Annotated in this window: 1 protein-coding gene; it reads right to left on the bottom strand. The window is 74.2% G+C overall.

All coding sequences use genetic code 11. The features are described from left to right. Positions 1 to 451 (bottom strand): hypothetical protein (locus tag ACK4SE_RS14030; RefSeq protein ID WP_409693953.1); only part of this gene is annotated, 451 nt, incomplete at its 3' end. Positions 452 to 675 lie beyond the last annotated feature (224 nt).

Here is a 675-nt window from a genome sequence, read left to right as displayed (position 1 = left end):
GTGCCTGTGCACGGCGCCCGTGCTGCGCCTGCTGCCGCGCGAGGCGATCGATGCACTGGCGCGCGCAATGCGAGTGGAGCATGCACCCCCGGACACGGTGCTGGTGCAGCAAGGCAGCAGCGCGGAGCGGGCGGACCTGCTGCTGCTGCGCGTGGGAGAGGTGGTGTGCACACGGTGGCTGCCGCTGACACCGGGGCAGTTGGCGGCGGCGCCGCTTGCGGAGGAGCCACAGCAGCAGGTCGGGCGCGCACGGCGGCGGCAGCGCGGCGGCGGCGAAGTGGGCGACAGAGTGCGTGACGCAGCCTCCGAGCCTGCCCACCGCCGCCGCCACCGCCGCCGCCACCGCCGCCATCGCCACCACCAGCACCGCCAAGAACAGCGGCAGCAGCACAGCGGTGCTGGAAAGCCGATGCTGGCGCTGCCGCCACTGCAGCCCGCGTCGCCGCTGCATGCGCGCATGTTACCGGCAGAGACGGAACTGCTTGCCAGCGAGGAGACGCGGCTGGCGGCCCCGCCGCAGCTGCGTCGCCCAGCGCGAGGAGGCGCAAGTGCAGCGGCTGCTGGGGCCACTGGAGATGCGAGCAGCGACGCTGCCGCTGCCGCGGCCGCCGCCGCACCTGCCGCCCAAGCAGACGCTCTGCGCGAGCAAGTGGCGCGAAAGGTTCGCGCCAAGCT

Source organism: Brevundimonas sp. (assembly GCF_046293315.1).
Classification (GTDB): Bacteria; Pseudomonadota; Alphaproteobacteria; order Caulobacterales; family Caulobacteraceae; genus Brevundimonas.
This window is presented reverse-complemented; position numbering and strand designations above follow the sequence as displayed.